Annotated in this window: 12 protein-coding genes and 1 pseudogene; 7 read left to right on the top strand and 6 right to left on the bottom strand. The window is 59.5% G+C overall.

The genetic code is table 11. From position 1 onward, the window contains the following. From nrdD (Q7T06_RS07135) to Q7T06_RS07145, 3 genes are all read left to right on the top strand, one after another. A partial coding sequence (gene nrdD, locus Q7T06_RS07135) for an anaerobic ribonucleoside-triphosphate reductase (RefSeq protein ID WP_304782576.1) occupies window positions 1–776 on the top strand: 776 nt, incomplete at its 5' end. 39 nt (window positions 777–815) lie between these two features. Continuing rightward, window positions 816–1007, top strand: coding sequence for an anaerobic ribonucleoside-triphosphate reductase (gene nrdD, locus Q7T06_RS07140; RefSeq protein WP_304782578.1), 192 nt, complete (start codon window positions 816–818; stop codon window positions 1005–1007). Window positions 1008–1032: 25 nt separating this feature from the next. Beyond that, on the top strand, window positions 1033–1719 hold the full coding sequence (locus Q7T06_RS07145) for an anaerobic ribonucleoside-triphosphate reductase activating protein (protein WP_304782603.1): 687 nt from the start codon (window positions 1033–1035) through the stop codon (window positions 1717–1719). Here Q7T06_RS07145 and Q7T06_RS07150 read toward each other — a convergent pair. The 6 genes from Q7T06_RS07150 to Q7T06_RS07175 all read right to left on the bottom strand — a co-directional run bounded on the left by Q7T06_RS07150 (window position 1707) and on the right by Q7T06_RS07175 (window position 6561). Continuing rightward, the gene (locus Q7T06_RS07150; RefSeq protein ID WP_304782581.1) at window positions 1707–2132 is read right to left on the bottom strand and encodes a putative zinc-binding protein; all 426 of its coding nucleotides are present in this window, start codon (window positions 2130–2132) and stop codon (window positions 1707–1709) included. The genes Q7T06_RS07145 and Q7T06_RS07150 overlap by 13 nt on opposite strands. A gap of 22 nt (window positions 2133–2154) precedes the next feature. Next, window positions 2155–2655: an SCP2 domain-containing protein gene (locus Q7T06_RS07155; RefSeq protein ID WP_304782584.1), complete on the bottom strand. Its 501-nt coding sequence runs from the start codon at window positions 2653–2655 to the stop codon at window positions 2155–2157. A gap of 24 nt (window positions 2656–2679) precedes the next feature. Beyond that, a complete protein-coding gene (locus Q7T06_RS07160) occupies window positions 2680–3297 on the bottom strand; it encodes a hemolysin III family protein (RefSeq protein WP_304782587.1) in 618 nt (205 codons plus the stop codon). Further along, on the bottom strand, window positions 3297–4205 hold the full coding sequence (locus Q7T06_RS07165) for a U32 family peptidase (protein ID WP_304782605.1): 909 nt from the start codon (window positions 4203–4205) through the stop codon (window positions 3297–3299). The genes Q7T06_RS07160 and Q7T06_RS07165 overlap by 1 nt, the downstream gene beginning before the upstream one ends. Window positions 4206–4247: 42 nt before the next feature. After that, on the bottom strand, window positions 4248–5285 hold the full coding sequence (locus Q7T06_RS07170; protein ID WP_304782590.1) for a peptidase U32 family protein: 1038 nt from the start codon (window positions 5283–5285) through the stop codon (window positions 4248–4250). Between the two features lie 91 nt (window positions 5286–5376). Beyond that, entirely contained in the window at window positions 5377–6561 is a 1185-nt protein-coding gene (locus Q7T06_RS07175) for a nitronate monooxygenase family protein (RefSeq protein ID WP_304782608.1), read from the bottom strand. A gap of 203 nt (window positions 6562–6764) precedes the next feature. On the opposite strand from Q7T06_RS07175, the gene Q7T06_RS07180 reads away from it, so the two are divergent. From Q7T06_RS07180 to Q7T06_RS07195, 4 genes and pseudogenes are all read left to right on the top strand, one after another. Beyond that, window positions 6765–7226 carry a hemerythrin domain-containing protein gene (locus tag Q7T06_RS07180; RefSeq protein ID WP_304782594.1) on the top strand — a complete coding sequence of 154 codons (462 nt, stop codon included), beginning with the start codon at window positions 6765–6767 and terminating at the stop codon, window positions 7224–7226. Window positions 7227–7231: 5 nt separating this feature from the next. Continuing rightward, window positions 7232–7456, top strand: coding sequence for a DUF2249 domain-containing protein (locus Q7T06_RS07185; RefSeq protein WP_304782598.1), 225 nt, complete (start codon window positions 7232–7234; stop codon window positions 7454–7456). Continuing rightward, the gene (locus Q7T06_RS07190) at window positions 7453–7893 is read left to right on the top strand and encodes a hypothetical protein (RefSeq protein ID WP_304782601.1); all 441 of its coding nucleotides are present in this window, start codon (window positions 7453–7455) and stop codon (window positions 7891–7893) included. The genes Q7T06_RS07185 and Q7T06_RS07190 overlap by 4 nt, the downstream gene beginning before the upstream one ends. A 42-nt stretch (window positions 7894–7935) precedes the next feature. Further along, window positions 7936–8194: pseudogene (locus Q7T06_RS07195) on the top strand (hypothetical protein); the annotation flags it as partial.

Raw genomic sequence — 8194 nt, forward strand, 5'->3', positions numbered from 1 at the left:
TGGTGACGATCAATTGCGCCCGCCTCGGCTATCTGCACGCTGGCGACGAAGCCGGCTTGCTGCAGCGGCTGGATGAATTGATGGAACTCGGCAAGACCAGCCTGGAAATCAAGCGCAAGGTAATCCAGCGCCACATGGACAATGGCTTGTTTCCCTACACCAAGCGCTACCTCGGCACACTGCGCAATCATTTCTCGACGCTGGGCATCAACGGCGTCAATGAAATGATCCGCAACTTCACGCATGACGAACACGACATCACCAGCGAATGGGGCCATGCATTTGCGGTGCGCCTGCTGGACCATGTGCGCGCCCGCATGCTGGTGTTCCAGGACGAGACCGGCCACATGTACAACCTTGAAGCGACGCCGGCCGAAGGCACGACTTACCGCTTCGCCAAGGAAGACCGCAAGCGTCATCACGACATCCTGCAAGCCGGCACCACCGACATGCCTTACTACACCAACTCCTCGCAATTGCCGGTCGGCTTTACCGACGACCCTTTCGAGGCGCTGGAACGACAGGACGATTTGCAGCGCAAGTACACCGGCGGCACCGTGCTGCATCTGTACATGACGGAGCCGCTGTCGAATGCCGACGCGTGTCGCAATCTGGTCAAGCGTACCTTGAGCCGCTTTTCGCTGCCCTACATCACGATCACGCCGACTTTTTCGATTTGCCCCAAGCACGGCTACCTGGGCGGCAAGCATGAGTTTTGTCCGAAATGCGATGACGAAATCATCGCACGCAAGCAGCGCGAATCTGCCGATGCTTAATCTTTCTTTCCACCTTCATTACCAACCCAAGGAGTCAACATGAACGACATGATCAAACCGGTATTTCTGGCCAGGCCAGCCATCGTCCTCACCGATGCCGAACGCCAGCCATGCGAAATATGGACCCGCGTGATGGGCTATCACCGCCCTATGTCATCTTTCAATACCGGCAAAAAAGGGGAATTCCATGAACGCAAGTATTTCAGTGAACAGTGCGCCAGTCTCGCCTGAGAATGTCGCCTCGCGCTTGCTGAAGGTGGGCGGCGTCACGCCGTTCACCGCCACCGACTATCCCGGCAAGCTGGCCGCCGTGGTCTTCGTGCAGGGATGTCCGTGGGGCTGCGATTATTGCCACAACCCGCATCTGCAGGTACGCACGCCAGACAGCCCGCTGGACTGGAACAAGATAGTGGCGTTGCTCAAGCGCCGGGTCGGCTTGATCGATGCGGTCGTGTTCAGCGGCGGCGAAGCGACGGTAGACCCGGCCTTGCAGGACGCCATCATCGAAGTAAGCGAACTCGGTTTTGATGTCGGCTTGCATAGCGCCGGCGCCTATCCGAAGCGGCTGGAAGAAATCCTGCCATTGCTGGACTGGGTAGGTCTGGACATCAAGGCGCCATTCGACAGTTACGGTCGCATCACCCGCATCCCCGACAGCGGCCGCCACGCACTGCAAAGTGCCGCCGCAGTACTGGCCAGCGGGATAGCCTATGAATTCCGCACCACGATACATCCCAGCTTGCTGGCTGAAGACGACATCCTGCAGCTGGCGCATACGCTCTCCGGCATGGGAGTGCAAAACTATGCGCTGCAGTTATTCCGCGCGCAGGGTTGCGGCAATGCGCAACTCAATGCCGTCAGCACCGTCGGCTATCCGGCGGCCGATCTGGTGCAGCGTGTAGCTACACTGTTCCCGCACTTCACGCTGCGTCAGGCTGAATGATAGTCATCTGAAGTCAGCGTCGTGTGGGTCGCGTTGGCCAGCACACGCTGACGCAGCAATTCATTCGTCAGCTGGGTGGCGATCTGTTCCGCCTCCGCCATATCGAAATCCTCGTGCAGGCGTTTTTTCACGCCGTAATCATGCAACTGCAAATGCTGGTCCGGCGCGAGGCCGTGACGTTCCAGGCATTTGCTGGCACAGGCCAGCTGGCAACCGTCGATCACGATGATCGCGCGCCCGGAATGCGCCAGCTTCACCAGCGAAGGCACATCGCCGCCCACGCCGGCAATACACGACATCTCGGCCACGCCGCGCCGGTCCAGTCGCAACGCTACATGATTGGCCATCTGCGCCGCGCTGGAACAGCCGGAACAGGAATATACAAGCGGTAAAGCCTTTCTATCGGCATGCATGATTACATCCTCCTTCAATCCATCAGATATTCATATCCGCTACACGTGCAGCGCCCGGCTTCAGGCGTGCCAGCACGCGGGCCGGCAACAGACGGGTCGGATCGAACACCGGGAAATCGATTGCATCGAGCGTGTTCTTCACCAGCAAGCCCAGTTCGGTATCGCCTTCCATCTGCAGACGCCGGCTGAAAAACAGCGTGTCCGGGTCTTCCTTGCGCTGCGCCAGCAACATGAAATCATGTGCGCTGGCGCCCAGCGTCAGGTCGATATTGCCGGCGGTATTGCCGACGTCGCGGCAAGCCGAAAAACTGCCGGCGCGCCACTGGAAATCGAAGCACAGCTGCAGGTCGAGCACGCTGATGCGCAATCTTTTTCCTTCCAGCAGCGCCTGCGCATCGGCCGGCAAGTGTTTCGCCAGCGCCAGGTTGAGTCCGGCGGCAAACAACAGGGAGCCGGGATAGGCCGGCAACAGCGCCAGCATTTTTGCCAGCGGTGCCGGTACGGTGGGACGGGTTTGATTCATTGCGATTCCTTCCTTGTTGCTAACTCATGCGACATAAAACAGGACTGCACAGTAATGGCAGATGCTGCCGGCCAGCACGAACAAATGCCACACGCCATGGCCGTGCCGCACCCTGTGATCAGTCGCATAGAAAATGATGCCTGCGGTATACAGCAATCCGCCTGCGGCCAGCCAGATGAAGCCATCCCAGCTTAGCGCCGCTATCAGCGGCACGATGGCGATGATCGCCAGCCATCCCATCAGCAGGTAAATCACCAGTGACAGGATGCGGGCGCCGCGCGCGAACCAGATTTCCTGCAGTACGCCGAGCAGCGCCAGGCCCCAGACGATGCCGAACAGCGACCAGCCCCAGGGACCGCGCAGCGTCACCAGCGCAAACGGCGTGTAACTGCCGGCGATCAATAGATAGATCGCGCAATGATCGAACTTGCGCAGCACATCCTTGGCGTGGCCATGGGCGCTGTGATAGAGGGTGGAAACCAGATATAAAGTCAGCAGCATCACGCCATAGATGCTGAAGCTGACGATGCGCCACGGATCGCCGGCGCGCGCCGCAAGCACGATCAACAGCACTGCACCTATCGCCGCCAGCAAGGCGCCGACCAGATGACTGATGCTGTTGAACCTCTCGCCGTAAAGCATTAGATATCGCCGAACTGCAGCGCCTGTTCAATTTGATCCAAACCGGGTTTGCCGTTCCAGTAGCCATTGCATGGCTGGTCCGGCATCCATTCCTGCAGCGCCGCCAGTGCCTCGGCCGGCCCCATCTGGCCGTGCCGCACGCGGTCGAATATCTCTATGATGCGCTCATTATGCTGCGCCTGCGGACTGAGGCGCACGACATTGACTCCCATCGCCTGCATCGCCGCCAGCTCATCGACCAGATTGCAGACTTTGGCCGACTGCGTCTGGATGCCGTTGATCACCAGGAAGTCGCTGTTTTCGCGCGTTTTCAGCAGCAAGCCGTCTGCATCATTTATGCAGCTGAACTGGCAATTGTCCTTAGGCAGGTTGTGGTGACGCGCGGTGAAGCAGCGGGCGGAAAACGCCAGCGGCATGCGGCCATAGGCAAACACTTCCGTTTCCAGTCCTGCCGGTTTGTCCTGCAGTATCTGCGCCAATCCTTCGCGTCCCATTTCCAGCGGCATCACCCAGCGCGTCGCGCCCAGCCCGGCAAACAATTCCAGCGTCGGCGTGTTGTAGATGTTCAAGTGCGGGCCGGCGATGAATGGCGCACCACCCAGCGCATGCACCGCGCCGATGTCATTGGCTTCAACTGCATAGCGGCCGTTGTCTATGATCCTGCGCAGCGTCGTCAGGTCGAGGCCGGATTCGATCAGCACCAGCGTCGACAATACCGGCTGCTTGCCGGCAGCGGCCAGGCGGTCGGCAATTTCCAGCCAGTCGGCCAGGCGCAATTCATGCCGGCGCGAGCAGACAGTCTCGCCCAGATAGACGATATCTACCGGCGTGCGGGCGACGGCTTCATAAAACTTGAAGGTGGTCTCGCGCGGCCAGTAATACTGGATGGGACCGAGGGCGAGTTTCAGCATGCTTGCTCCAATAAAAGTTGTGCGGTCGGCATGACCGGCCTATTTCCACGAACGGTGGTAGGCGCCCAGCGTATGCTGCTGCCCTTCTGCCACCTTGTTCAATTCAGCCATCCACGCCGGCTTGACCGAGTAGCGCGGCAAATTGTCGCGGCACTGGTCCAGCGCTGCGCGCCATACCCGCGTGACTTGCGCCACATAAGCGGGGCTGCGCTGCCGGCCTTCTATCTTGATCGCGCGCACGCCCATCGTCAGCAGCTGCGGCAACAGCTCCAGCGTGTTCAGGCTGGTCGGCTCCTCGATCGCATAGTATTGTTCGCCGCCGACATCGAACCGGCCCTTGCACAGCGTCGGATAACTGGCGTTTTCGCCATCCTGGTACAGATCGATCAACACGCCGTTGAGGCGCGACTCCAGCCCCTTGGGCGTCTGCTGCCAGCGCACCGCCTTGGCCGGCGAACACACGCCATGCGTATTCGGCGCTTCGCCGGTGACGTAGGAAGACAGCGCGCAACGCCCTTCCACCATCACGCACAGGCTGCCGAAACCGAAGACCTCGATCTCGACCGACGTCTTTTTCGCGACTTGCTCCACCTGCGCCAGCGACAGCACACGCGGCAGCACCGCGCGCGCCACGCCGAAATGCTGTTGATAGAAATTGATCGCTTCGTAATTGGTGGCCGAGCCCTGCACCGACAGATGCAGGCGCAGGTCCGGGTATTTGTCGACCGCATAGCGCATCAAGCCGGGGTCGGCCAGGATCACCGCGTCTATGCCGGACTGCGCGGCACGGTCTATCGCCTTGCGCCACAAGGGCCAGGTCGAGGGCTGCGGATAGGTATTGAGCGCCAGCAGCACCTTGCGGCCGCGCGCATGTGCATAGCGTATGCCTTCGTCTATCGCCGCATCGTCGAAATTAAGGCCGGCAAAATTGCGCGCATTGGTCGCATCGCGAAAGCCGAGATAGACGCAATCGGCGCCATTGTCGACGGCAGCCTTCAAGGCAGGCAGGCTGCCGGCAGGACAGACCAGCTCTATCTCTGATGCCGCAGTTACGACAGAAATCGGTGTATTGCTCATGGTGGATTAAGTTGATGCTGCAAACGGTTTAGACACGGGAGTTGCTTGGGGTTGCTTGAGGTTGCTCTGAGCTGGCAGTACGGCCTCGACCTCAGGCTGGCGCCGGGCAGTCCTGCAAGCCTGCCGGTCGTATACCGTTGAGCAGGTACTCGATCAATTCGCTGACGGGCCGGATCGCATTGCCAAACGGCAGGCTTTCCGAACCGCGGAAGAACAGCCCGCGCTTGACATCGCCATTGAGCGCGAACGCCAGCTGGGTATCGATGCAGAACTGGCCGGATTTGGCGATGCCGTCGCGCAAACCGCATTGATGCAGGCAATCGAAACCGACCGTGCATTCCTTGGGCCCGGCCTTGCGCTGCAGCTTGGCTTCCTTGTCGAGATAGTTGGCCAGCCACTGCGTCTTCACCGCACGCGCCGGCAAACCGGCCACGCTCATGAAGGTCACGATATCTTCCGGCCGCGCATCGACCAGCACTTGCTTGAAATTGGGATGGGCATCGCCCTCCTCGGTCACGGCAAACGGCGTGCCAAGCTGGACTGCGCTGGCGCCGAGGCCAAGTAAATGGCGCACCTGTTCATGGCTGTTGATGCCGCCGGCGGCAATCAGCGGGATGTTTTCGCGCTCCAGTCCCATCTGCTTGAATAACTCAAATGTTTCTTCCAGCACGATGGGAAAGGCAAAATGCGGATCGTTGAGTTTATCCAGCCCGGCCGCGCCGAGATGGCCGGCTGCATAACGCGGATTCTCGATCACAATGGCATCCGGCAGGCGCTGCTTGCGCATCCATTTCTTTAGCACCAGCGCGATGCCGCGAGCATCCGACAGGATGGGAATCAGCGCCACTTGCGGATGTTCCGCCGTCAATTCCGGCAGATCCAGCGGCAAGCCCGCACCGACCACCACGGCATCGGCGCCGCTTTCGCACGCCTGACGCACGCAGGCTGCATATTCCGCCACTGCACGCATGATATTGACGGCGATCATGCCCTTGCCGTCGGCGATGATGCGCGCCGCCTTGATTTCTCTATCCAGCGCAATCAGGTTCGCTGCATCTATTTTTTCCTTGTCGCGCGACTTGCCGGTTTGCGCCATCAAATCCTTGTGATGGCGGCGCAGATCGACGCTGGAAATGGTGCCTAGCGCCCCCAGCTTCGCCACCGCGCCCGCCAGCCGGTGCGCCGAAACGCCCACGCCCATGCCGCCCTGGACGATAGGCAGCAGCGTATGCCCCTTGAGCTTGAGTCGTGCCAATGCAGTCTGTAACACTATGATTTCCCTGGTTTAAGCGATAGCGACAGACGTTCAAGTGCCAGCCATGCATGTCAAATTGGCAGCAACGCCTGAGCTTCAGGAGCGCTGCCACCGGTTGCCAACAATATAGCTTTCATGTGGCGATGGATTCCTTAATGCACATCAAGGATATCGAGTGCCTTGCGATGTGAGAATGCCTCATAACCTGAAGAGAAAAGACGAGCATGGATACCACCAGCACTTACCTGAACCCAGAGCACAAATCCTGCGAAGCCACTTTTGCAGAACTGGAAGACAATGCCCGCGTTGGCAACTGGCGGCAGACGAAAGAAGCTTTCCTGGTCCTACAGCAGGCGCTGGAAGAGCATCTCGGCATGGAAGAAAATTTGCTGTTCCCGGCCTTTGAAAAAATCACCGGCAACCGTAACGGCCCGACCGGTATCATGCGCATGGAACATGGCTTGATACGCAATATACTGGTGCGCATGGCGTATGCAATGGCACAGCGCGACGCCGGCGACTTCCTCCATCACGCCCACACCTTGCTTACTACGCTGCAAGAGCATAATCTGAAGGAAGAAAACATCATGTACCTGATGGCCGATTGCATCCTGCTCAGCAAGCATGTCGATCTGGTCGATCCGGCAGATGCCAGCGCTACTGCGAACGATCTCACCCGGGTATGACGCTCATGGATGAAGAAATTTCCCTGGATGTATGCGGCCTGCAACCGCCGGAGCCGATGGAGCGTGTGCTGGAAGCCCTGTCGCAGCTGCCGCAAGGCCAGCGCCTGCGCATGCTGATAGACCGCGAGCCGCGACCGCTCTACCGCATACTCGATAACAATGGATATCGATACAGCACGCATGAAAGACCGGATTATCTGTATGAAATCCTGATCTGGCAAAAAACATGATTCAGCGCGCCCTCTCCTACGACCAGACACCACCCTTATCGGTGCCGTTGAGATTTTTTCTCAGCGCACCGATTTTTTTATTTGCCGCTGCGGCACTGCTGTTGTGGCAGGGGCCGTCAGTGCTGGTATCGCGCTGGACGCCATCCACCCTCGCGATCACGCATCTGTTGACGCTGGGCTTTTTGACGATGGCGATGATAGGCGCGCTGTTGCAGATATTGCCGGTCGTGGCCGGCATCCAGTTGTTTCGTCCGCACCTGACCGCCCAGGTCGTGCACACACTGCTGGCGCTGGGTACCATGCTGCTGGCCGGCGGATTCTGGTTTTCACTCGCCTTGCTGTTTCGTCTGGCGCTGCTGTTTCTGGTGCCGGCCTTCCTGTGGCTGCTCACAGTCTGCAGCATAGGCTTGCGGCAAAAGTCGCAACCCAGAGCATAATCCACAGCCTCGGCCACCGTCGGCGCCATCCGCCTGGCTGTGATGGCTCTGATCATTACGGTCTTGCTCGGCGCCTCGATGGCCAGCGCATTTGCCTGGCAACATGCATGGCCGCTGATGCTGCTGACCGATTTGCATGTGCTGTGGGGCCTGGCCGGCTGGGTCGGCCTGCTGACGATAGGCATTGCGTTCCAGGTAGTGCCCATGTTCCAGGTCACGCCGCTCTACCCTATCGACATCACGCGCGTGCTGACCGGCGCGCTGTTCATGCTGCTGATCCTGTGGTCGACCGAAGCCGTGC

It is taken from the genome of Herminiimonas sp., assembly GCF_030645555.1.
In the GTDB taxonomy this organism is placed as follows: domain Bacteria; phylum Pseudomonadota; class Gammaproteobacteria; order Burkholderiales; family Burkholderiaceae_D; genus Oxalicibacterium.

What these genes read in the sequence shown, in the direction of transcription:
- Q7T06_RS07150 (WP_304782581.1), bottom strand. Translation starts at nt 2,132, where the DNA reads ATGCATGCCGATAGAAAGGCTTTACCGCTTGTATATTCCTGTTCCGGC.
- Q7T06_RS07155 (WP_304782584.1), bottom strand. Translation starts at nt 2,655, where the DNA reads ATGAATCAAACCCGTCCCACCGTACCGGCACCGCTGGCAAAAATGCTG.
- Q7T06_RS07160 (WP_304782587.1), bottom strand. Translation starts at nt 3,297, where the DNA reads ATGCTTTACGGCGAGAGGTTCAACAGCATCAGTCATCTGGTCGGCGCC.
- Q7T06_RS07190 (WP_304782601.1), top strand. Translation starts at nt 7,453, where the DNA reads ATGATTCAGCGCGCCCTCTCCTACGACCAGACACCACCCTTATCGGTG.
- Q7T06_RS07180 (WP_304782594.1), top strand. Translation starts at nt 6,765, where the DNA reads ATGGATACCACCAGCACTTACCTGAACCCAGAGCACAAATCCTGCGAA.
- nrdD (WP_304782578.1), top strand. Translation starts at nt 816, where the DNA reads ATGAACGACATGATCAAACCGGTATTTCTGGCCAGGCCAGCCATCGTC.
- Q7T06_RS07170 (WP_304782590.1), bottom strand. Translation starts at nt 5,285, where the DNA reads ATGAGCAATACACCGATTTCTGTCGTAACTGCGGCATCAGAGATAGAG.
- Q7T06_RS07185 (WP_304782598.1), top strand. Translation starts at nt 7,232, where the DNA reads ATGGATGAAGAAATTTCCCTGGATGTATGCGGCCTGCAACCGCCGGAG.